This window comes from Pseudomonas sp. Irchel s3b5 (genome assembly GCF_900187435.1).
GTDB lineage: Bacteria > Pseudomonadota > Gammaproteobacteria > Pseudomonadales > Pseudomonadaceae > Aquipseudomonas.
In genome coordinates, this window is the sequence record NZ_FYDY01000003.1 from 263,191 (window position 1) to 285,656 (window position 22,466).

General features: G+C 60.7%; 17 protein-coding genes and 1 pseudogene. 15 read left to right on the forward strand and 3 right to left on the reverse strand.

Going from position 1 to position 22,466, the window contains the following annotated elements; all coding sequences use genetic code 11:
- Nucleotides 1-109: 109 nt before the first annotated feature.
- The 4 genes from CKW15_RS05160 (at nucleotide 110) to CKW15_RS05175 (ending at nucleotide 6,535) form a co-directional block, all read left to right on the forward strand.
- Nucleotides 110-3,313: a DUF2339 domain-containing protein gene (locus CKW15_RS05160; protein ID WP_095151746.1), complete on the forward strand. Its 3,204-nt coding sequence runs from the start codon at nucleotides 110-112 to the stop codon at nucleotides 3,311-3,313.
- Nucleotides 3,310-4,680 (forward strand): DUF3999 domain-containing protein, encoded by a 1,371-nt coding sequence (locus CKW15_RS05165; RefSeq protein ID WP_095151747.1) that lies wholly within the window; start codon nucleotides 3,310-3,312, stop codon nucleotides 4,678-4,680. Before CKW15_RS05160 ends, CKW15_RS05165 begins: the two co-directional genes overlap by 4 nt.
- 238 nt (nucleotides 4,681-4,918) lie before the next feature.
- Nucleotides 4,919-5,929, forward strand: coding sequence for a class 1 fructose-bisphosphatase (locus CKW15_RS05170; RefSeq protein ID WP_095058308.1), 1,011 nt, complete (start codon nucleotides 4,919-4,921; stop codon nucleotides 5,927-5,929).
- 3 nt (nucleotides 5,930-5,932) lie between these two features.
- Nucleotides 5,933-6,535: a DUF924 family protein gene (locus CKW15_RS05175; protein WP_095058309.1), complete on the forward strand. Its 603-nt coding sequence runs from the start codon at nucleotides 5,933-5,935 to the stop codon at nucleotides 6,533-6,535.
- Between the two features lie 117 nt (nucleotides 6,536-6,652).
- On the opposite strand, the gene CKW15_RS29005 is transcribed toward CKW15_RS05175, so the two are convergent.
- Nucleotides 6,653-7,417: a methyl-accepting chemotaxis protein gene (locus CKW15_RS29005; RefSeq protein ID WP_371856285.1), complete on the reverse strand. Its 765-nt coding sequence runs from the start codon at nucleotides 7,415-7,417 to the stop codon at nucleotides 6,653-6,655.
- 90 nt (nucleotides 7,418-7,507) lie between these two features.
- A pseudogene (locus tag CKW15_RS29010) lies at nucleotides 7,508-8,545 on the reverse strand (cache domain-containing protein); the annotation flags it as partial.
- Between the two features lie 282 nt (nucleotides 8,546-8,827).
- Between CKW15_RS29010 and CKW15_RS05185 the strand changes: the two are divergent.
- Nucleotides 8,828-9,082, forward strand: coding sequence for an outer membrane protein assembly factor BamE (locus CKW15_RS05185; protein ID WP_095058311.1), 255 nt, complete (start codon nucleotides 8,828-8,830; stop codon nucleotides 9,080-9,082).
- 31 nt (nucleotides 9,083-9,113) lie between these two features.
- Entirely contained in the window at nucleotides 9,114-9,683 is a 570-nt protein-coding gene (locus CKW15_RS05190; RefSeq protein ID WP_095151749.1) for a lipocalin family protein, read from the forward strand.
- A gap of 113 nt (nucleotides 9,684-9,796) precedes the next feature.
- Here the strand turns inward: CKW15_RS05190 and CKW15_RS05195 are convergent, their stop codons facing one another.
- Nucleotides 9,797-11,161: a formimidoylglutamate deiminase gene (locus CKW15_RS05195; protein WP_095151750.1), complete on the reverse strand. Its 1,365-nt coding sequence runs from the start codon at nucleotides 11,159-11,161 to the stop codon at nucleotides 9,797-9,799.
- A gap of 146 nt (nucleotides 11,162-11,307) precedes the next feature.
- On the opposite strand from CKW15_RS05195, the gene hutC reads away from it, so the two are divergent.
- The 9 genes from hutC (at nucleotide 11,308) to hutH (CKW15_RS05240) (ending at nucleotide 22,384) form a co-directional block, all read left to right on the forward strand.
- On the forward strand, nucleotides 11,308-12,018 hold the full coding sequence (hutC, locus tag CKW15_RS05200; protein ID WP_172435301.1) for a histidine utilization repressor: 711 nt from the start codon (nucleotides 11,308-11,310) through the stop codon (nucleotides 12,016-12,018).
- Entirely contained in the window at nucleotides 12,015-12,584 is a 570-nt protein-coding gene (locus CKW15_RS05205; RefSeq protein ID WP_095151751.1) for a HutD family protein, read from the forward strand. The genes hutC and CKW15_RS05205 overlap by 4 nt, the downstream gene beginning before the upstream one ends.
- Before the next feature lie 426 nt (nucleotides 12,585-13,010).
- Complete coding sequence (gene hutU, locus CKW15_RS05210) at nucleotides 13,011-14,678, forward strand: urocanate hydratase (protein WP_095151752.1); 1,668 nt, start codon at nucleotides 13,011-13,013, stop codon at nucleotides 14,676-14,678.
- A 138-nt stretch (nucleotides 14,679-14,816) separates the two neighbouring features.
- The gene (locus CKW15_RS05215) at nucleotides 14,817-16,286 is read left to right on the forward strand and encodes a cytosine permease (RefSeq protein ID WP_095058316.1); all 1,470 of its coding nucleotides are present in this window, start codon (nucleotides 14,817-14,819) and stop codon (nucleotides 16,284-16,286) included.
- 69 nt (nucleotides 16,287-16,355) lie between these two features.
- A complete protein-coding gene (locus tag CKW15_RS05220; protein WP_095058317.1) occupies nucleotides 16,356-17,324 on the forward strand; it encodes an ABC transporter substrate-binding protein in 969 nt (322 codons plus the stop codon).
- 70 nt (nucleotides 17,325-17,394) lie between these two features.
- Nucleotides 17,395-18,246, forward strand: a complete 852-nt coding sequence (locus tag CKW15_RS05225) for a proline/glycine betaine ABC transporter permease (RefSeq protein ID WP_095058318.1) — start codon at nucleotides 17,395-17,397, stop codon at nucleotides 18,244-18,246.
- Nucleotides 18,243-19,073, forward strand: a complete 831-nt coding sequence (locus CKW15_RS05230) for a glycine betaine/L-proline ABC transporter ATP-binding protein (protein ID WP_095151753.1) — start codon at nucleotides 18,243-18,245, stop codon at nucleotides 19,071-19,073. The genes CKW15_RS05225 and CKW15_RS05230 overlap by 4 nt, the downstream gene beginning before the upstream one ends.
- 135 nt (nucleotides 19,074-19,208) lie before the next feature.
- Nucleotides 19,209-20,732 carry a histidine ammonia-lyase gene (gene hutH / locus CKW15_RS05235; RefSeq protein ID WP_095058320.1) on the forward strand — a complete coding sequence of 508 codons (1,524 nt, stop codon included), beginning with the start codon at nucleotides 19,209-19,211 and terminating at the stop codon, nucleotides 20,730-20,732.
- A 119-nt stretch (nucleotides 20,733-20,851) separates the two neighbouring features.
- Nucleotides 20,852-22,384, forward strand: a complete 1,533-nt coding sequence (gene hutH, locus CKW15_RS05240; RefSeq protein WP_095151754.1) for a histidine ammonia-lyase — start codon at nucleotides 20,852-20,854, stop codon at nucleotides 22,382-22,384.
- The last annotated feature ends 82 nt before the right edge of the window (nucleotides 22,385-22,466 follow it).

Sequence of the window (22,466 nt, forward strand, 5' to 3'; positions counted from 1 at the left end):
CACAGCGCGGTATTGCGCTATCCCGTAGGAGCTGCCGAAGGCTGCGATCTTTTTGTATCCGGCTGGGCTAATCTTTCCAGGTTGGCCAATACGATTAGGGATATCGACCATGCAATGGATGTTGATGCTGATTGGGCTGGTGCTCGGCTGGATACTCGACGAAGAGTTCAGCGAAGCGCTGCTGGGCGCGTTGCTCGGGTTGGGAATCGGCCAGGCCATTCGCATCGGGCGTCTGGACTCGCAAGCGGCCGGACAGCATCGTCTGTTGGAGCAGACGAAAGTTGCGCTGCACGCGGTCGAGCAGCGGCTGGCGGTGTTGGAGGTGCCGGGTGCCAAGACGTTCGAAAGCGCCGAGCCTGTTGTCTCCGCTGAAACCGTAAAGGATGAAAACCAGATCACCACCGAGCTGATCTGGGAACTCCCCCCCGAACTCGAACCGACTCCCGCGATGGCCAGCGAACCCGTTCGTGCGCTGCCGGTCGATGCCTGGAAGCCCGATCCGGTTGCCCGTGAGCCACAACAACCTGCCGAGCCGCGCGGCCCGAATGTGATTGATCGAGCTATTGCCCACGCCCGCGCCTGGCTGTTCGGCGGCAACACCGTGTTGCGCGTCGGTGTGGTGCTGTTGTTTCTCGGCCTGGCTTTCTTGCTGCGATACGCCACCGAAGGCGTGGTGGTGCCGGTCGAGCTGCGTTACGCCGGTGTTGCGGCGGCGGCCTTGGGTTTACTCGGCTTGGGTTGGTGGCTGAGAACCCGCAATCCCGGTTACGCATTGATCCTGCAAGGCACCGGCATCGCCGTGCTGTACCTGACGGTGTTCGCCGCGATGCGCCTGCATCCGTTGCTTGACCCATCGGCGGCGTTTGGCCTGCTGGTGGCGGTGACAGCGTTCTCGGCGATTCTCGCCATTACCCAGGACTCCCTCGGCCTGGCCGCCGCCGCCGCGTTGGGCGGTTTCGCTGCGCCGCTGTTGGCGTCCACGGGCACCGGCAGCCATGTCGCATTGTTCAGTTACTTTGTCCTGCTCAACAGCGGCATCCTTGCCATCGCCTGGTTCAAGGCCTGGCGGGTGCTCAATGTCATTGGCTTCGTCGGCACGTTCGGCATCGGTTTTGCCTGGGGCATTCGCTCCTACCATCCCGAGATGCTGTGGAGCACCGAGCCGTTCCTGATGGTGTTCTTCCTGATGTACCTGGCCATCGGTCTGTTGTACGCCCGCCGCACGTTGCTGCAGATGAGCGACGCGCCCGAGGAGAGCGATCGCGAGGCGCTGCTGCGCTGGTCGGCGCGCAAGGGTGATTACGTCGATGGTTCGCTGCTCTTCGGTCCGCCGCTGGTGGGTTTCGGTTTGCAATTCGCGTTGGTCCAGCATCTGGAATTCGCAGCCGCGTTCAGTGCCCTGGTGCTGGGCATGATCTACATGGGCCTGGCCCGTTTGTTGATGGGCGGCCGCGCGACGTTGCTGGGAGAGACCTGCCTGGCGCTGGGCGTCATTTTCACCAGCCTGGCGATTCCGCTGGGGCTGGATGCGCGCTGGACGACAGCGGCGTGGGCAGTGGAGGGCGCGGGGATTTTCTGGCTCGGCCTGCGCCAGCAACGCGCGCTGGCCCGGGCATTCGCCCTGTTGCTGCAACTGGGGGCGGCGCTGGCGTTTCTCAGCGAGTTGCACAGCAGCGAGAGCAGCCTGCTCGATGGCTCGACCTTGGGTGCATTGATGCTGGGTACTGCGCTGTTGTTCAGCTTCTATCGACTACGCAAAGCGCTGCCCGAACAAACCTCGTCGTGGGAACGCCAAAGTTTGCCGGTGCTGGCGGGACTTGGCCTGGCGTTTCTTTATCTGCTGGCGCCGCTGTTTTTCTTCGGACACGGCACGGCGATCAGTTGGGCCTTGGCCGGATTGCTCACGTTGTTTGCCGGTTTGCACCTGCAATCACGCACCTTCCTGTTTGCCGGGCTTGCCGTGCAGACGCTGGGCGGCGCGTTGTACCTGGTGGCGGGGTCGGTGTTGGGTGACGAGGTGCGGCCCTTGGCCCATGGCGAGTTCTGGGCGCCGTTGGTGCTGGGGCTGGTGGCGTTTGTCGGCGCCTGGCGTTTGCAGCGCGATAAGCCTGCCACGACGTTTGAAGGGGTGAGTGTGCAGCGCTTGTCCCAGGCGTTGCTGGTGTGGGGCGCGGGTTGGTGGGCGCTGGCATGGATCAGCGAAGTGCTGCGGTTTGCGCCGTTACCCTTGCAAGCGACGCTGTTGCTGGCCATAGCGGCGGTGAGCGCTGCGTTGTGGGCGGTGTTGGCGCTGCGCCTGAAATGGCCCTCGTTGGGGTTGCTGTGCACCTTGCTGATTCCAACCGCCGCGTGGGTGTTGTTGGCCGCCTGGCATTCGCGGTATCACCCGGCGGCCGATTGGGGTTGGCTGATGTGGGCGGCGGTGTTTGTCGTGCATTTCGTTTCGCTGCGACGTCTGGCTTCGATGTTGCCGGCGCAAGCCTTGAGCGCCGCCCATGTGCTGGGTTGCTGGTTGCTGATCGGGGTGCTGGCGCTGGAGTTGCGCTATGTCTTGCTGCTGATGTCCGAGCAGTACAACGCCTGGCGCTGGCTGGGTTGGGCGATTTTGCCGAGCCTGTATCTGGTGCTGATGGCCGCAACCCGCGCCTGGCCATGGCCGGTATCGGCTTACCCTCGTGAATATCGTCTTTACGCCGCTGCGCCGCTGGCACTGTTGATGCTCGGCTGGTTCTGGCTGGCGAACGCTTTCAGTGACGGCACCGCCGAGCCGTTGCCCTACGTGCCGCTGATCAACCCGCTGGAATTGGGCCTGATGTTTGCGCTGTTCGGCATCTACGTCTGGTCCCGCAGCGCGGCGACGCAACTGACACTGCGCCAGAGCTCCGCCGCGAACGCGACACAAGTGATCGCCGGCGTGTCGCTGTTCATGTTCTTTACTGCAATGGTCATGCGCACGGCACATCACTGGAGCGGCGTGCCGTTTGAACTGGATCTGTCGCTGGCGTCGATGCGGGTGCAGGCCGGGCTGTCTATCGTCTGGACCTTGATAGCATTGAGTCTGATGATCGGCGGGCACCTGCGCCAGCGTCGCGAAGTCTGGTTGATTGGCGCGGCGTTGATCGGCGTGGTCGTGGCCAAGCTGTTCTTTGTCGAACTGAGCAATCGCGGCGGACTGGCGCGGATCGTGTCGTTTATCGGCGTTGGCGTCCTGTTGCTGGTGGTGGGCTATTTCGCACCGCTGCCGCCCAAACGTGTCGAGTCTGTGCCGGATGCTGAAAAACCGGGCGCGGACACCGAAGGAGTGTCGTCATGAGCCAGAAGCTGAACCTGGGCTGGTTAGGCGCTGTTGCCGTGGCGGTGACCCTATCGGCCGGCGCTCAGGAAAAACCGGCGGACTTCAGCACTCAAGTGCCCTTGTCGGTGACGGGTGACGGCCCGTGGTATCGCCTCGAATTGCCGTTGGTGGTGCAACTGAGTGCGCGGCAGACCGACTTGAGCGATGTGCGCGTGTTCAACGCCGCCGGGGATGTTCAGGCGTATGCCCTGGCCCGGGAGGCGGCGAAGACCGACGACAATCGCTCGCTCACTGACGTGAAGTGGTTTCCGCTGTACGACGCGGCGGGCGCCACCGGGCAAGCGCCGAGCGTGCGCGTGCAATCGAACACCAATGGCACGTTGGTTGAAGTGCAGCCTTCCAGTCAGTTGGAGGCCGGCGAGGAAGAACTGCGCGGCTGGTTGCTCGACGCGTCCGCCATCAAGGCACCGTTGCGGCAGTTGATCCTCGACTGGACCAGCGAACGCGACGGCTTCCAGCGTTTCACCATCGAAGCCAGCGACGATTTGCAACACTGGCAGTCCTGGGGTGAAGGGCAGGTGGCGCGCCTGACGTTTTCCGATGAACGGGTCGAGCAGCATGAAATTGGTTTGCCGGGCCAATCGGCGCGTTACTTGCGACTGCTATGGAGCACGCCGCAATCGGCGCCGACATTGACCTCGGCGCAACTGGTCAGCGTCAGCCCCCGTAGTCTGCCGCTGCCGTTGGTCTGGTCACAACCGTTGGCCGGCAGCACCGGGAAGGCCGGTGAATACACCTGGCAGTTGCCGATGGACCTGAGCGTAGAGCGGGTGCAGGTTGAGTTGAGTCAGCCCAACAGCCTGGCGCCGGTGACCCTGTGGGGTCGTCGCGATAACAGCCTGCCATGGCAAACGCTGAGCAGCGGTTTGCTCTATCGCCTGACCCAGAACGGTCAGGATGTGGTGCAAAACGAATTGCAGCTGCCGGGGCAAACGGTTCAGCAATTGAAACTGACCGTGGACGAGCGCGGCGGTGGCTTGGGCGCAGAGGCGCCCACTGTGAAGTTCGCCGTACGTGCAACGCACCTGGTGTTTCTGGCCCGCGGCCCAGGGCCCTATACGCTGGCGCTGGGCAATTCGACGATGAAGGCAGCCAACTTGCCGTTGTCGACACTGATACCGGACTACAGCGCGGCGAAACTGGCGACGCTGGGCAGGGCGATGGTGGACGGTGGGGCGGTGGTTACCCCGGCAGTTTCGACAGCGCCGGCAGCATCGGGTATCCACTGGAAGAAATTCGGCCTGTGGTCGGTGTTGTTGCTCAGCGTTTTGTTTTTGGCGGCAATGGCGTTCAGCTTGTTGCGCAAGCCTTCGGCCAAAACTTGAATCTGTGACGAGGGCGCTTGCTCCCGTTCGGTTGCGAAGCAGCCGTGAGAGGTACGGAACAGGGCCGCTTCGCGCCCCGACGGGAGCAAGCGCCCTCGCCACAATTGGGTGGATTTGCAACTACGCTCAACCCCGCGCCTGAACTCTCTTTGGCCGATCACGTCTGATAGGAGGAAATGCGCCCCGACTCGCGTTAAACTGCGCGGGTTTTTAGCCCCCCATTCCTCCGGAGCCTTCCATGTCCCGCGTTACCTTGAGTCGCTATTTGATTGAGCAGACCCGCAGCAACAACACTCCTGCCGATCTGCGCTTCCTGATCGAAGTGGTGGCGCGTGCCTGCAAGGAGATCAACCACGCCGTGTCCAAAGGCGCCCTCGGCGGCGTTCTGGGCAGCATGGGCACTGAAAACGTCCAGGGCGAAGTGCAGAAGAAGCTCGACGTGATCTCCAACGAGATCCTGCTCGAAGCCAACGAATGGGGCGGTCACCTGGCCGGCATGGCGTCCGAAGAAATGGACAATGCCTACCAGATCCCGGGCAAATACCCGAAAGGCGCCTACCTGCTGGTATTCGACCCGCTGGACGGTTCGTCGAACATCGACATCAACGCCCCGGTCGGCACGATCTTCTCGGTACTGCGTTGCCCGAACGAATACCTGAGCCAGAACGAGCCTTTGAATGAAAAGGCCTTCCTGCAGCCAGGTACTCAGCAAGTGGCCGCCGGTTACGCGATCTACGGTCCACAGACCATGCTGATCCTGACCCTGGGCGACGGCGTGAAAGGTTTCACCCTGGACCGTGAAATGGGCAGCTTCGTACTGACCCACGAAAACATCACCATTCCTGAAAGCACCCAGGAATTCGCCATCAACATGTCCAACCAGCGTCACTGGGAAGCTCCGGTCCAACGTTACGTCGGCGAGTTGCTGGCTGGCGAAGAAGGTCCGCTGAAGAAGAACTACAACATGCGTTGGGTCGCAGCGATGGTTGCCGACGTACACCGCATCCTGACCCGTGGCGGTCTGTTCATGTACCCACGCGACAACCGCGAGCCGTCCAAGCCGGGCAAACTGCGTCTGATGTACGAAGCCAACCCGATGTCGTTCCTCGTGGAACAAGCGGGTGGCGCTTCGACCAACGGCCACCAGCGCATCCTCGACATCCAGCCGGAAGGCCTGCACCAGCGTGTAGCGGTGTTCCTGGGTTCGAAGGAAGAAGTTGCACGCGCCACGGCTTACCACAAGGAATAAACCATGAACGCGCCCTGGCAGCCGCTGCTCGATTGGTGGTTCGGAAGTTCCGGATCAGCGAGCGAAGTAGCGGCGCAGAAGGGCAAGTTGTGGTTCGGCAAGCGCGACAGCCAGGACCTCGAAGCGCGCACGCGCTTCGAGGACCAGGTCGAGCAGGCACTGGCCGGCGGATTGACCGAGTGGATGCAACGTCCCGAAGGTTGGCTGGCACTGGTGCTGTTACTCGATCAACTCCCGCGAATGATCTTTCGCGACACACCCAAAGCGTTTTCCGGCGATTCCCGGGCACAGAAACTCGTGGCCCAAGGCATTGCGGCGGATTTCGATCGGCAGTTGCGGCCGATTCAACGGGTGTTCATCTATCTGGTGTTCGAGCACAGCGAAAACCTCGCGGTGCAGAACGAAGGCGTCTCGCGTTACATCGAATTGGTGGCGCAGCAGCCTGAAGGTGACCGGGCACTGTTTGCCGATTACCTGGATTACGCCGAGAGGCACCAGAAAATCATTGCGCAGTTCGGACGGTTTCCCCATCGCAATGCGGTGTTGGGAAGGGAGAGTACTGCACAGGAACTCGCGTTTCTGTCGAAGCCGGGCTCTCGGTTCTGATTTTTCGCTGTTGCTGATGCCGCCATCGCTGGCAAGCCAGCTCCTACAGTAGATCTCCAGTACGACAAAGATCCCTGTAGGAGCTGGCTTGCCAGCGATGGGGCCCGCGAAAGCGCCTCAGATCCTGAAACTACCCACCAACTGCTTCAACCGCGCCGCCTGCTGCTCAAGATCGGCACACGCATGCAAGGTCGACTGCAGGTTCTCCACACCTTCCTGGTTCAGCGTGTTGATCTCGGTAATGTCGACGTTGATCGACTCCACCACAGCCGTTTGCTCTTCTGTCGCGGTCGCAACCGACTGGTTCATGCCATCAATCTCGCCGATACGCTGGGTCACGCTCTCCAGTCGCTCACCCGCCTGATTGGCGATGCCGACACTGCTTTCGCTCTGGCGCTGGCTGTCGGTCATGATGCCCACCGCTGCGCGGGCGCCGACTTGCAGCTCTTCAATCATGGTTTGCACTTGCTGCGCAGAATCCTGCGTGCGGTGGGCGAGGTTGCGCACTTCGTCGGCAACTACCGCGAAACCGCGTCCGGCTTCACCCGCTCGTGCGGCTTCAATGGCGGCGTTGAGCGCCAGCAGGTTGGTCTGCTGGGAGATGCTGGTGATCACTTCCAGAATCTGCCCGATGTTGACCGTGTTGCTGTTGAGCGTCTCGATGTTGCCGCACGAATCGCTGATCTTCGCCGAGAGCTGTTGCATGGCGGCGATGGTTTTATCCACAACCTGTTGGCCGTCTTCAGCCAAGGCACGGGCGTCGCTCGAATGTTGCGAGGCAAGGGCGGCGTTCTGGGCGATTTCCTGGGCGGCAGCGCCGAGCTGGTTGATTGCGGCGGCCACGCTGCTGGTGCGCGAGGCTTGCTGGTCGGAGTTGAACATCGACGAATTGGACGCCGCCACAACGCGCAGGGCGACTTCGTTGACCTGGCCGGTGGCCGAGGACACTTCGCTGATCGAGGCGTGAATACGCTCGACGAAACGGTTGAACGACAACCCCAGCGCGCCGAACTCGTCGTGACCGTGGATGGTCAGGCGTTTGGTCAGGTCACCGTCGCCTTCGGCGATGTCATGCATGGCGCGGCCCATGGTCAGCAGCGGTTGCATCAACAGGCTGATCAGCATGCCCAGCAACGCGATGATGATCACCACCGCAATCACCATGGCAATGATCGCCGAAGTGCGGAATTCGCTGAGCATCGAAAACGCGGTGTCCTGGTCGAGCACCAGTGCCACGTACCAGTCTGCCGACGGCACGCCGTTGACGTGGGTGAAAGAGATGAACTGACGCTTGCCGTCGATCTCGACTTCTTTCATGCCCGGGCTGACTTTTGGCGCGCCATTGGGGTAGGCCTCGGTCAGGTTCTTGAGCACCAGTTTGCTGTTCGGGTGGATCAGGATCTTGCCGTCGGCACTGACGATGAAGGCATGGCCGTGACCGCTAAAGTTCAGCGAGTTGATGATCGCACTGACGCTGGACAGATCAATGTCAGCGCCTGCTACACCGATCATCTGGCCCTGGTGCTGCACCGGGGTTGCCACGGTGATCACCAGTTTTCCGGACGATGCGGCGATGTACGGTTCGGTGACGATGGTCTGCTGCGCGCTGTTGGCTGCCTTGTACCAGCCACGGGCGCGCGGATCGTAGTCCGCTGCGCGATTGCCCGCCGGGACCGAGAACATCACGCCGTCGGTACCGCCAAAGTAGCTCAGCTGGAAATTGCCGGTGTAGGCGGGCAGGTCAATGATGCGCTTCAGGCTGGCCGGGGCATTGCCATCGGCTGTGACCTGTTGAGCCATCGACTGCAATAACTGCATGCGGCTTTCCAGCCAGGTCTGGATGTTGCTGGTGGTCAGGCTGCCGAGTTCCTGCATCGACGCTTCGGTGCTGCTGCGCAGGGTCTGGCGCTGGCGATAGTCGTTGAACAGGATGAAACAAGCGAATGCGACGGCCACCACGAGGGCGGCAGCCAGCAAGATCTTGTGGCTGAACTTCATGTTTCTGGTCATTTGGATGAGCTACCGCAGAGGGTCGGGTCAACAAAGGGGAGGCAAACGCCACAGGCGTGGCTTTCGCGTTGCACCTATGTCGACTGTGCGGCGCCAAAGATTAGGCGGATTTGATGAAAATCGACGAAAAACCGGATAGACAAAAAAAGTGATTGGTTTTTCGGCCGATGGATGACGAGCGGGCCAACAAATAGCCATGGGGTCAGGGAACCAGAGAGGGGTTTTCTCTTCTAAGCTTCAGCTTGGCAGCCATGCCATTCCCCTACACCCCGGAGTTACACCATGTCGCTGCGTTCCATCGCCCTGCTTTCCTTCTGCGTGTTGCTCGCTGCGTGCGGCAAGGTCAATCAGGAAAACTATTCGAAGCTCTCGTCAGGAATGACCAAGGCCGAGGTCGAAACCCTGTTGGGCAAGCCCGCCGATTGTTCAGGCGCGCTCGGCATGTCCAGCTGCACCTGGGGTGACAAGAACAGCTTTATCAGCGTGCAGTATGCCGGTGAAAAAGTGCTGATGTTTTCTGGCCAAGGCCTGAAGTAAACCGGGGCGGACTGCCCACGGGAGAAGAACAATGAAGCGGTTATTTATCATCCTTTTTGCCGGCCTGGTGTTGGCTGGCTGTGCCACGTCTGGCCAGGATACGTTGGCGCCAAAAACCGTCAACAGCGTCAACCTCAAGCGTTACCAGGGCAAGTGGTACGAATTGGCCCGTTTGCCGATGTACTTCCAGCGCGACTGTGCGCAATCCGAAGCTCATTACACGCTCAAACCCGACGGCAACGTCGGGGTGTTGAATCGCTGCCTGACGGCGCAGTGGCAATGGGAGGAGGTCAAGGGCACCGCTTATCCACAGGTGCCGGGCAAGACCGACAAATTGTGGGTCGAGTTCGATACCTGGTTTTCGCGGCTGATTCCGGGTACGGCGAAGGGCGAGTATTGGGTGTTGTACGTCAGCGATGACTACAAGACCGCCATCGTCGGTGATCCGAGCCGCAAATACTTGTGGCTGTTGTCGCGCACACCCACCGTAAACGGTGTGGTGCGTGAAGAACTGCTAAGCAAGGCGCGTCAGCAGGGTTACGACACCACGCGGCTGATCTGGCGGGCGTCGGATACGCAGATGGCGAAGACCTCGAACTAATCACGCAACCCCTGTAGGAGCTGGGTTGCCAGCGATGGCGGCCTGTCAGGCAACAATGATGTTGAATCTGACGGCCTCATCGCTGGCAAGCCAGCTCCTGCAAGGGTTTTAGGTCAGCCCAGAAGATCGCGCAGGACCTGGGTGAAGGCGCGATTGCTGTCCTCTTCATCCGCATGCCGCCCGTCACGCACCACCCACTGGCCATTCACCAATACATCCCGCACCTGACGATCTCCACCGGCAAACAACCAGCGATTCAGAATCCCGTCACCATTGGCTGTCGCCAGGTACGGATCGTTGCCGTCCAGCACCAGCCAGTCGGCGCGCTTGCCGACTTCCAGCGCACCAATCGGTTGCCCCAGCGCCTGAGCGCCGCCGTCCAGCGCCGCATCAAACAAGGTGCGTCCGACCATTGGTTGATCTGCGCCATACAAGCGGTTGCGTCGCTGATCTCGCAGACGCTGGCCGTATTCCAGCCAACGAAGTTCTTCCACCACACTCAGCGACACATGGCTGTCGGACCCGATACCCATGCGTCCGCCCTGGGCGAGGAAATCCACTGCCGGGAAAATTCCGTCGCCGAGGTTGGCTTCGGTCGTCAGGCACAGGCCGGCAATGGCGCGACTCTTGGCCATCAGCGTGACTTCTTCCGGGTTGGCGTGGGTGGCGTGGACGAGGCACCAGCGCTGATCGACTTCAGTATTTTCGTACAGCCATTGCAGCGGACGACGACCGCTCCAGGTCAGGCAGTCGTCGACTTCTTTCTGCTGTTCAGCGATGTGGATGTGCACCGGGCATTGCTTGTCGCTGGCTGCCAGCACTTCGCTGATCTGCTGCGGCGTGACCGCACGCAACGAGTGGAAACACAGGCCCAGCGATTGCGCCGGTTGCTGCGCCAGTAACGGTTGCAGCCTCGATTGCAGCGTGAGGTAGTTTTCAGTGCTGTTGATAAAGCGGCGCTGACCCTCGTTTGGCGCTTGGCCGCCGAAACCGGAATGGCTGTACAGCACCGGCAGCAGGGTCAGGCCGATCCCGGCGGAGCTGGCGGCCTGACTGATGCGCAGCGCCAGTTCGGCCGGATCAGCGTAAGGCTGACCGTTGTTGTCGTGGTGCACGTAATGAAACTCCGCCACCGAGGTGTAACCGGCCTTGAGCATTTCGATGTACAGCTGACGGGCGATGACGCCGAGTTGCTCCGGGCTGATTTTTCCGACGAGGCGGTACATCAAGTCGCGCCAGGTCCAGAAACTGTCGTTCGGATTGCCCGCCACTTCCGCCAGCCCGGCCATGGCCCGCTGGAAGGCGTGGGAGTGCAGATTCGGCATGCCCGGCAGTAGCGGACCGCTCAACCGTTCGGCGCCATCTGCATGGGAATCGGCCTGGATATGGGTCAATACGCCCTCGGCGCTGACCTCAAGACGTACATTGTTGGCCCATCCACTAGGCAGCAGCGCGCGTTCGGCAAAGAAGGCGGACATGGTTCAGCACCCCATCGTGTGTTATTTGTATATACATATACAGACGTTTGCCTGCTCGGTAAACTCCGGCAAGCTAGCGACATTCACTAAACGACCAAGGATTAACCGTGCCGACTCCGCCTCCAGTTTCTCCGTTGGCCGCGAACATGGGCGACAGTCCGGCGCCCTTGTACGCCCGCGTCAAACAGATGATCACCCAGCAAATCGACAGTGGTAACTGGCCGCCGCACTATCGCGTTCCGTCGGAAAGCGAACTGGTCAGCCAGTTGGGCTTTAGCCGCATGACCATCAACCGCGCCTTGCGCGAGATGACCGCCGACGGTCTGTTGGTGCGCATGCAAGGGGTCGGCACTTTCGTAGCCGAGCCGAAAAGCCAGTCCGCCCTGTTCGAAGTGCACAACATCGCCGACGAAATCGCCTCTCGCGGTCATCGCCACACGTGCAAGGTCATCACCCTCGAAGAAGAGGCTGCCGGCTCCGAGCGCGCTTTGGCGCTGGACATGCGCGAAGGTCAGAAAGTGTTCCACTCGCTGATCGTGCATTTCGAAAACGATATTCCGGTGCAAATCGAAGACCGTTTCGTCAACGCGCTGGTGGCGCCGGACTACCTCAAGCAGGACTTCACTCTGCAAACGCCTTACGCCTATCTCAATCAGGTCGCGCCACTGACCGAAGGCGAACATGTGGTCGAGGCGATCCTGGCCGAGGCGTCTGAATGCAAATTGCTGCAGATTGAAAAAGGCGAGCCGTGCCTGCTGATCCGTCGCCGCACCTGGTCCGGCCGTCAGCCAGTGACTGCTGCTCGCTTGATCCACCCGGGTTCCCGTCATCGTCTGGAAGGTCGGTTTCACAAATGAGCAGTTTGAAAGTTCTACGCGCCAAAGATTACCCGCGCATGCCGTGGAAAAACGGCGGCGGCAGTACTGAAGAAATTACCCGTGATGCCGGCACTGGCCTGGATGGCTTTGGCTGGCGCCTGTCGATTGCCGACATTGGCGAGTCGGGCGGGTTTTCCACCTTCGCCGGTTACGAGCGGGTGATCACCGTGTTGCAGGGCGATGGCATGACCCTGACGGTGGATGGTCAGGACACTCGGTCGCTGTTACCGCTGGACCCGTTTGCCTTTAGTGGTGAGAGCAAGGTTTCCTGCACATTGCTCGCTGGCCCGATTCGCGATTTCAACCTCATCTATGCACCGCAGCGTTATGCCGCGCGGTTGCAGTGGTTGAGTGGGGAGCAACGGTTCTTCAGTTCGGCGGGCACCGTGTTGGTGTTCAGCATCAGCGAAACGTTGGAAGTGAAAGTCGGTAACAGTGCTTCGCAGCTGGGTCGCCATGATTGCCTTCAGCTTGTTGGTAACATAGGTCTTCTCGAGGTTTCCATTCGCGGCGCCTGTTGCGTGATCGAATTGACAGAGCGCTGAACCCCACCCTGTAGGAGCCGGCTTGCTGGCGATAGCTATCTTAAGGACGCTATCGCCAGCAAGCCGGCCCCTACGAAAAGCTGTTCCCCATCGCGCACCACTTTGTTACCGAACGCCCCAGCGTGGCTCAAAACCACGCTTCAGTAACAATCGTCGCGACCTCCAAAAAATCCCCGCAGAAAATTTCATCTTCGCCACAACCCTTGTTCCATGAGCTCTCCAGCCCTTTCAGAATTTTTCTTGAACACCCATCCAACAAGTTGGCCGCTTGATTGCATATGCTTGTATGTACAAGTAAAGACGTATGCGTATGAGTCACGAAGACTCAACCGTCGTCCACTGATTCGCCGGTGTGCACTGATGCCCATCGGCTTGCTCGCCCACTACCCGGGCTGGTTTTGGATTGATTGCTGAGGAGTTCTTTTCGTGACTAAATTTCGTGACGTTGAAATCCGCGCTGCCCGCGGTAACAAGCTGACCGCCAAGAGCTGGCTGACCGAAGCACCGCTGCGCATGCTGATGAACAACCTCGACCCGGAAGTCGCCGAGAACCCTAAAGAACTGGTGGTTTACGGTGGTATCGGTCGTGCGGCACGTAACTGGGAATGCTACGACAAGATCGTCGAAAGCCTGACCAACCTGAACGACGATGAGACCCTGCTGGTGCAATCCGGCAAGCCGGTCGGCGTATTCAAGACCCACACCAATGCACCACGCGTACTGATCGCCAACTCCAACCTGGTGCCGCACTGGGCGAGCTGGGAACACTTCAACGAACTGGACGCCAAAGGCCTGGCCATGTACGGCCAGATGACCGCCGGCAGCTGGATCTACATCGGCAGCCAGGGCATCGTCCAGGGCACCTACGAAACCTTCGTCGAAGCCGGTCGCCAACACTACAACGATGACCTCAAAGGCAAGTGGGTCCTGACCGCTGGCCTGGGCGGCATGGGTGGCGCCCAGCCGCTGGCTGCAACCCTGGCCGGCGCTTGCTCGCTGAACATCGAATGCCAGCAGGTCAGCATCGATTTCCGTTTGAAAAGCCGCTACGTCGACGAGCAAGCAAAAGACCTCGACGACGCACTGGCCCGCATCGCCAAATACACCAAAGAAGGCAAGGCGATCTCCATCGCGCTGCTGGGTAACGCGGCTGAAATCCTGCCGGAACTGGTCAAACGCGGCGTGCGCCCGGACATGGTCACCGACCAGACCAGCGCCCACGACCCGCTTAACGGTTACCTGCCGGCCGGCTGGACCTGGGACGAGTACCGCGCTCGTGCCAAGACCGAGCCTGCTGCTGTGATCAAAGCCGCCAAGCAATCGATGGCCGTGCACGTCAAAGCGATGTTGGACTTCCAGAAAATGGGCGTACCGACCTTCGACTACGGCAACAACATCCGTCAGATGGCGCAGGAAGAAGGCGTGGAAAACGCATTCGACTTCCCGGGCTTTGTACCGGCCTACATCCGTCCGCTGTTCTGCCGTGGCATCGGCCCGTTCCGTTGGGCCGCACTGTCGGGCAACGCTGAAGACATCTACAAGACCGACGCCAAGGTCAAAGAACTGATCCCGGACGACGCCCACCTGCACAACTGGCTGGACATGGCCCGCGAGCGCATCAGCTTCCAGGGTCTGCCGGCACGTATCTGCTGGGTTGGCCTGGGTCTGCGCGCCAAGCTGGGTCTGGCGTTCAACGAAATGGTGCGCAGCGGTGAGTTGTCCGCGCCAATCGTCATCGGTCGCGACCACCTGGACTCCGGTTCGGTCGCCAGCCCGAACCGCGAAACCGAATCGATGCAGGACGGTTCCGATGCCGTGTCCGACTGGCCACTGCTCAACGCTCTGCTCAACACCGCGAGCGGTGCGACCTGGGTGTCCCTGCACCACGGCGGCGGCGTCGGCATGGGCTTCTCCCAGCACTCGGGCATGGTGATTGTCTGCGACGGTACTGATGAAGCGGCCGAGCGTATCGCTCGCGTGCTGCACAACGACCCGGCCACTGGTGTGATGCGTCACGCCGATGCGGGTTACCAGATCGCGATCGACTGCGCCAAGGAACAAGGGCTGAACCTGCCGATGATCACCGGCAAGTAATGCTTGCCCTGTAGGAGCCGGCTTGCTGGCGATAGCATCAATGCGGTGCACCAGATACACCGCGCCGCATGGATCGCCAGCAAGCCGGCTCCTACAGGGGTTACACAACCCAGAATAACAATCCACAGAGGTTGAATCATGGCTGTCAGCAACGAACGTGCAGGCAACAAACCTTTGATCGAGAAACGCTCGATCGACTACATCCCTGAAGCGGAAAGACACGGTCGTCTGTTGAGTCAGTTCACTCTGTGGATGGGGGCCAACCTGCAAATCACTGCGATTGTCACCGGGGCCCTGGCCGTGGTGCTGGGCGGCGATGTGTTCTGGTCGTTGATCGGTCTGTTGATCGGCCAACTGCTTGGCGGTGGCGTGATGGCGCTGCATGCCGCGCAAGGGCCCAAGCTTGGCCTGCCGCAGATGATTTCCAGCCGGGTGCAGTTTGGCGTTTACGGCGCGGCCATCCCGATCGTGCTGGTGTGCCTGATGTACCTGGGCTTCACTGCAACGGGCACGGTGCTTTCCGGCCAGGCGCTGGGCCAGTTGTTTGGCGTGAGCGACACCGTCGGTATTCTCATTTTCGCCAGTGTCATCGTGCTGGTTACAGTGCTTGGTTATCGGGTGATCCATTGGATCGGCCGTGTTGCCAGTGTCATCGGCGTGATTGCCTTTGTTTATCTGTTCAGCCGCCTGATGAGCCAGGTTGACGTTGGCGCCTTGTTGGAAATCCGCCACTTCAGCTGGAGCAGTTTCCTGCTCGCGGTGTCGCTCGCGGCGTCCTGGCAGATCGCCTTCGGCCCTTATGTGGCTGACTATTCCCGCTACCTGCCGAGCAAGACTTCCTCGGTGAAAACCTTTTTCGCCGCAGGCGCAGGTTCGGTCATTGGTGCACAGGTGGCGATGGTCCTCGGCGTGTTCGCGGCCGCTTCGGCCAACGGGCAATTCGCCGGTCACGAAGTGGCCTACATCGTGGGTCTGGGGGGTGCCGGTGCCACCGCTGCGCTGCTGTATTTCAGCATTGCGTTCGGCAAGGTCACCATCTCCACGCTGAACTCCTACGGCAGCTTCATGTGCATCGCGACCATCATCAGCGGTTTCCGTGGTGAGCTGAAGGTCACGCGCTTGCAGCGTCTGGTGTTCGTGCTGGTCATCGTCGGTGCGGCGACCCTGATGGCGTTGCTCGGCCAGCACTCGTTCCTCGGTGCATTCAAGTCCTTCATCCTGTTCTTGCTGGCGTTCTTCACGCCCTGGAGCGCGATCAACCTGGTGGATTACTACTGCATCACCCGCGAACGCTATGACGTACCGGCGCTGGCCGACCCGAACGGTCGCTACGGCCGCTGGAACATTCTCGGGATCAGCGTCTATGTTTTCGGTGTGTTGGTGCAGCTGCCGTTCATCTCCTCCAAGTTCTATACCGGTCCGCTGGTGGATGCCCTGGGGGGTGTGGATATTTCCTGGATCATCGGCCTGGTGCTGCCCGCCGCCCTGTATTACGTGTGCGCAAAAAAATGGCACGGCACAGTGCCTGATCATTTGATCCTGCCGGTCGAGCAGGGCGCGATCACCGAACAAAAGCTGAATGTGGGTCGCGCTGCGGCGCAGGCCTGACTGGACGTGGACAGGGCTGGATGCCTCTTGACTGCCGTAAGCCCATTCATGATTAGGAGCGTCAATACAATGAAATCGAACAAGACCCTGCTGACCACATTGCTTTCCATGGGCCTGCTGGCCAGCGCCGGCGCCACTCAGGCGGCGGGTTGGTGCGAGTCGGGCAAGCCGGTGAAATTCGCCGGTTTGAACTGGGAAAGCGCCATGCTGCTGACCGACGTGATGCAAGTCGTGTTGGAGAAAGGCTACGACTGCAAGACTGACAGCCTGCCGGGCAACTCCATCACCATGGAAAACGCGTTGGGCAGCAACGATATTCAAGTGTTTGCCGAAGAGTGGGTCGGCCGCAGCGAGGTCTGGAACAAGGCCGAAAAAGCCGGCAAGGTCGTTGGCGTCGGCGCGCCGGTTGTTGGTGCGATCGAAGGCTGGTACGTGCCGCGCTACGTCATCGAAGGCGATGCCAAGCGAAAGCTGGAAGCCAAGGCCCCTGACCTGAAAAACATTGCCGACCTGGCCAAATACGCCGCGGTGTTCAAGGACGCCGAAGAGCCAGGCAAGGGCCGTTTCTACAACTGCCCGGCCGGCTGGACCTGTGAGCTCGACAACAGCGAAATGCTCAAAAGCTACGGTCTGGAAAGCAGCTACACCAACTTCCGCCCAGGCACCGGCCCGGCGCTGGATGCCGCGGTGCTGTCGAGCTACAAGCGTGGCGAACCGATCCTGTTCTACTACTGGTCGCCAACCCCGCTGATGGGCCAGATCGACGTGGTGAAACTCGAAGAAAAACCAGGCGTGAACAAGACCGTGGATATCAAGGTCGGCCTGTCCAAGACGTTCCACGACGAAGCCCCGGAGCTGGTGGCCGTGCTGGAAAAGGTCAACGTGCCAATCGACCTGCTGAACCAGAACCTGGCACGCATGAGCAAAGAGCGAATCGAGTCGCCAAAACTGGCCAAGATCTTCCTGAAGGAACATCCTGAAGTCTGGCACCAGTGGGTGAGTGAAGACGCAGCCAAAAAGATCGACGCGGCCTTGTAGGTCGAGCTTCTCCGGCTGTCGGCAACGGCAGTCGGATGCTTGATCGCAACCCCTTGATTGAGAGTCTCTTATGTTTCCCGAAAGCTTTACCTTTTCCATCGCTGACTGGGTCAACGGTTGGGTCGACTCGCTGGTGACCAACTACGGCGACGTGTTCCGCAGCATTTCCGACACTCTGCTGTGGGCCATCGTCAATCTCGAAAGCCTGCTGCGTGCGGCGCCCTGGTGGCTGATGCTGGCCATCGTGGCCGGTGTGGCCTGGCACGCGACCCGTAAAATCGTGACCACCTCCGTGATCGTCGGTCTGCTGTTTTTGGTGGGTGCGGTCGGCCTCTGGGACAAGCTGATGCAGACCCTGGCGCTGATGATGGTCGCGACCGTCATCTCGGTGCTGATCGGCATTCCGCTGGGCATTCTCTCGGCGCGCAGCAACCGCCTGCGTTCTGTGCTGATGCCACTGCTGGACATCATGCAGACCATGCCGAGTTTCGTGTACCTGATCCCGGTGCTGATGCTGTTCGGCCTGGGCAAGGTCCCGGCGATTTTCGCCACGGTGATCTACGCCGCACCGCCGCTGATCCGTCTGACCGATCTGGGCATCCGCCAGGTCGACGGCGAAGTGATGGAAGCGATCAACGCCTTCGGCGCCAACCGCTGGCAGCAACTGTTCGGCGTGCAACTGCCGCTGGCCTTGCCCAGCATCATGGCGGGTATCAACCAGACCACCATGATGGCCCTGTCGATGGTGGTGATTGCCTCGATGATCGGTGCCCGTGGTTTGGGTGAAGACGTACTGGTGGGGATTCAGACCCTCAACGTCGGACGCGGCCTGGAGGCGGGTTTGGCGATTGTGATTCTGGCAGTGGTCATCGACCGCATTACACAGGCGTACGGTCGGCCACGGCATGAGGTGAGCAAATGAACAACGCATCCGTAAGCAAGATCGAAGTCAAAAACGTCTTCAAGATTTTCGGTAACCGCTCCAAGGATGCGCTGGCCATGATCGGCCAGGGCAAAACCAAAGAGCAGGTGCTGTCCGAGACGGGTTGCGTGGTCGGTGTGAATGACCTGTCGCTGAGCATCGGCAGCGGTGAGATCTTCGTGATCATGGGCCTGTCGGGTTCCGGCAAGTCGACCCTGGTGCGCCACTTCAATCGCCTGATCGACCCCACCAGCGGCGCGATCCTGGTGGACGGCGTGGACATCCTGCAATACGACATGGAAGCCCTGCGCGAATTTCGTCGGCGCAAGATCAGCATGGTGTTCCAGAGCTTCGGCCTGTTGCCGCACAAGACGGTGCTGGACAACGTCGCCTATGGCTTGAAAGTCCGTGGCGAAAGCAACGCCCTGTGCAGTGAACGTGCGCTGCACTGGATTAACACCGTGGGCCTCAAGGGCTACGAAAACAAATACCCGCATCAGCTCTCCGGCGGCATGCGTCAGCGTGTGGGCCTGGCCCGCGCCTTGGCGGCGGACACCGACATCATTCTGATGGACGAAGCCTTCAGCGCCCTCGATCCGCTGATCCGTGCCGAGATGCAGGACCAGTTGCTGGAACTGCAAAAGACCCTGCACAAGACCATCGTCTTCATCACCCACGACCTCGACGAGGCCGTGCGCATCGGCAACCGCATCGCGATCCTCAAGGACGGCCGCCTGATCCAGGTCGGCACGCCGAAAGAGATCCTGCATTCGCCGGCGGATGAATATGTCGACCGCTTTGTGCAGCGTCGGGCGGCGGTGGTTTAAGAAATTTGTGGTGGTTGTGCTGGCCCCCATCGCCAGCAAGCCGGCTCCTACAAGGTGTACACAATCCCTGTAGGAGCTGGCTTGCCAGCGATGGGGCCGGTGAAGCTGCATCAATAATCAGGTACGAGGTTAAAGATGTCCCAGGCTGAAAAAATCGTTATCACCCAAGCGCAGGTCACTTGGCAGGATGTGGTCGCCGTGGCCCGCCATGGCGCACAGCTTGAGCTGTCGGCGCCGGTCTGGGCACGCATCGACAACGCGCAAGCCATCGTCCAGCGCATCGTTACCAGCGGCGAACGCGCCTATGGCATCAACACCGGGCTGGGCGCGCTGTGCAACGTCTCGCTGCAGGACGAGCAACTCAGCCAATTGTCGCGCAACACGCTGCTCAGCCACGCCTGCGGCGTCGGTACACCGCTGACCAACGAACAGACCCGTTCGATCATGTGCGCCGCCGTCATCAACTACAGCCATGGCAAATCCGGCCTGCACCGCCAGGTCGTCGAAGCCCTGCTGGCGCTGCTCAACCGTGGCATCACCCCGCAAGTACCGTCCCAGGGTTCCGTGGGCTACCTGACCCACATGGCGCACATCGGCATCGCGCTGCTGGGTGTCGGCAATGTCAGCTATCGCGGCCAGGTCGTTTCCGCGCAGCAAGCGCTGGCTGAAGAAGGCCTGCAACCGGTCAAGCTGGGTGCCAAGGATGGTTTGTGCCTGGTCAACGGCACGCCGTGCATGACCGGCCTGAGCTGCCTGGCGATTGGCGATGCCACGCGCCTGCTGGAATGGGCCGACGTGGTCGGCGCCATGAGTTTTGAAGCTCAGCGCGGACAAATCGATGCGTTTGACGCCGAGATCATCGCGCTCAAGCCGCACCCGGGCATGCAACAGGTCGGGATCAATCTGCGGGCACTGCTCGACGGCAGTGAAGTGATCGCCCAGAGCAAGGGCATTCGCACGCAAGACGCCCTGAGCATTCGCTCGATCCCGCAGGTGCACGGCGCCGCGCGCGATCAACTGGCGCACGCGACCAAGCAGATCGAAACCGAGCTCAACAGCGCCACCGATAACCCATTGGTGCTGGGCACCGCGGACAACTACCGCGTCGTTTCCCAGGCCAACCCGCACGGTCAGTCCGTGGCAATGGCAGCGGATTTGCTGGCCATCGCGATGGCAGAAATCGGCTCCATCGCCGAACGTCGCCTGGACCGCTTGATCAACCCGCATGTCAGCGGTCTGCCGGCGTTTCTGGTGGCCAACCCGGGAGTGAATTCCGGGATGATGATCGTGCAATACGTCGCCGCCTCGCTGTGCGCGGAAAACCGCCAGTTGGCGCAACCGGCAGTGTTGGATAACTACGTGACGTCGGGTCTGCAAGAAGACCACCTGAGCCTGGGCACCAACGCGGCGCTGAAACTGCACCGCGCCTTGGAAAACTGCACGCAGATCCTCGCCATCGAGTATCTGCTGGCGGCCCAGGCGTTTGAATTCCTGAAAGAGCAGCGCTTCGGCGCGGGTACCGATGCGGCCTGGCGTCTGCTGCGTGAGCGCGTTCCGGCTTACGATCAGGATCGTTGGCTGGCGCCGGACATTGCCGCTGCGGCCAGTGTTCTGAAAGACCCTGCTTTGTTGCAAAAAGCTTTACCGAACTTGAACTGATTTCCATACAAAACCAGCGTGCCAAGGCGCCAGCCCCCTCAAAAAGGCGGAAGCGACGGACAACGGACATCTCCGGAGCGTCTGGTAGTTGATAAAAAACTCTCAAAAGGAGCACAAAAATGACTGCGCTAAACCTGATTCCCGGCCAACTGACCCTCGCTCAACTGCGTGACGTGTATCAGCAACCGGTGAAACTGACCCTCGACAACAGCGCCTCGGCCCAGATCGAAGCCAGCGTGGCCTGCGTGGAACAAATCCTCGCCGAGAACCGCACCGCTTACGGCATCAACACCGGTTTCGGCCTGCTGGCGTCGACCCGCATCGCCAGCGAAGACTTGGAAAACCTGCAGCGCTCGTTGGTGCTGTCCCATGCGGCCGGTGTCGGCCAGCCGATCAGCGACGAGCTGGTACGACTGATCATGGTGCTCAAGGTCAACAGCCTGTGCCGTGGTTTCTCCGGCATTCGCCGCGTGGTGATCGACGCGCTGATCGCCCTGATCAACGCTGAGGTTTATCCGCACATTCCGCTGAAAGGTTCGGTGGGTGCCTCCGGTGACTTGGCGCCATTGGCCCACATGTCGCTGGTGCTGCTGGGCGAAGGCAAAGCGCGCTACAAGGGCGAGTGGATGGAAGCGGTCGAAGCGCTGAAAGTCGCCGGCCTGACTCCGTTGACCCTCGCCGCCAAAGAAGGCCTGGCGCTGCTCAACGGCACGCAGGTGTCGACCGCGTTTGCCCTGCGTGGCCTGTTCGAAGGCGAAGACCTGTTTGCCGGTGCCCTGGCCCTCGGCGGTCTGACCGTTGAAGCGGTACTCGGCTCGCGCTCGCCGTTCGACGCACGCATCCACGCGGCCCGTGGCCAGAAAGGCCAGATCGACGCTGCTGCCGCTTACCGCGATCTGCTGGGCGAGCGCAGTGAAGTGTCCGATTCCCACGAGAACTGCGAGAAGGTTCAGGACCCGTATTCCCTGCGCTGCCAGCCACAAGTCATGGGCGCCTGCCTGACCCAGTTCCGTCAGGCTGCCGAAGTGCTGGCCGTCGAAGCCAACGCTGTATCGGACAACCCGTTGGTATTCGCTGCTGAAGGCGACGTGATTTCCGGTGGTAACTTCCACGCCGAACCCGTGGCCATGGCGGCTGACAACATGGCGCTGGCCATCGCGGAAATCGGTTCTCTGAGCGAGCGTCGCATCTCGCTGATGATGGACAAGCACATGTCGCAACTGCCGCCGTTCCTGGTGGCCAATGGCGGCGTGAACTCCGGTTTCATGATTGCCCAGGTGACGGCGGCGGCACTGGCCAGCGAGAACAAGGCGCTGGCCCATCCGCATTCGGTGGACAGCCTGCCGACGTCCGCCAACCAGGAAGACCACGTGTCGATGGCCCCTGCTGCCGGTAAGCGTCTGTGGGAAATGGCCGAGAACACCCGTGGAATTCTGGCTGTTGAATGGCTGGCAGCGGCGCAGGGCCTGGACCTGCGCAATGGCCTGAAGACCTCGACCAAACTGGAAAAGGCTCGCGCCATTTTGCGTAAAGAAGTGCCGTTTTATGAGAAGGACCGGTTCTTTGCACCGGACATCAATGCGGCGATTGAACTGCTGGCTTCGCGGTGCCTGACTGAGCTGGTTCCAACCAAGCTTTTGCCTAGCCTGTGATGCCCCCATCGCTGGCAAGCCAGCTCCTACAGGACCCTGTAGGAGCCAGCTTGCTGGCGATTCGATTTTGAATACTGTGGAG